Here is a 657-nt window from a genome sequence, read left to right on the forward strand (position 1 = left end):
GAAATTCAAGCCGCACGAGGTCGCAAGGGCGGTAAGGCCAATTCATCAGCAAATCAGTCGGACAAAGGGAAAAAAAGCGCCGCTGTTCGATGGACTGCTAACGATGACAAGCGTCGTAGGGCGCTTGATATGTACATCTTGGGAGCCTCAACAGAAGATATTGCAGAGGCGGTTGGTGTTAGCCGTTGGACTGTTCGACGCTGGATGGATAGCTCTGTAGAATGGCTACTGAGCAAACAAATAATTAAAATTTAATTAACAAAAAGAACACATCTCCCCCCCTGTTTTGTTATTTTTTTGTTAATTTTGGGTGCATGAACAAGCCTATATCAGATAACACCTTCTTTCGGCGTTTTTTTGAGCAGCGGGCTTTCCGGCGGTTTTCTCCTTTCAGCCCAGCAATGGTGCGGCTTACGGTATGATTGAGGTGGTCGTGCTCGCCGCAGTCTCATGACCGAGCGTAGCGAGCGAATGAGCGAGGAAGCACCAGGGAACCGGAACGTGAACGGAGGCTCTTACGCACTGTCTTTGGTGAGTAGCTCTTTCCCGCGTTTTTCCCATTCCTGCCATTTTGGATGGTTGCGCGGTAGCTCTGCGATTCCTGCGAGTGCGCCTACCAGTTCGGCAGCACTAAACTTTGGTTTTCCGGTTTTGCTG

At 49.8% G+C, this 657-nt stretch carries 2 protein-coding genes; one reads left to right on the top strand and one right to left on the bottom strand.

Annotated elements, in window-relative coordinates:
* The coding region (locus ABD353_RS39870) for a helix-turn-helix domain-containing protein (protein ID WP_172952536.1) at window positions 1-255 on the top strand (255 nt) is incomplete at its 5' end.
* 260 nt (window positions 256-515) lie between these two features.
* On the opposite strand, the gene ABD353_RS40670 is transcribed toward ABD353_RS39870, so the two are convergent.
* Window positions 516-657: conjugal transfer protein TraD (locus ABD353_RS40670; protein ID WP_425555358.1), on the bottom strand; the 142-nt coding region annotated here is incomplete at its 5' end.

The sequence above is a fragment of the Kitasatospora arboriphila genome (genome assembly GCF_039528095.1).
Classification (GTDB): domain Bacteria; phylum Actinomycetota; class Actinomycetes; order Streptomycetales; family Streptomycetaceae; genus Kitasatospora; species Kitasatospora arboriphila.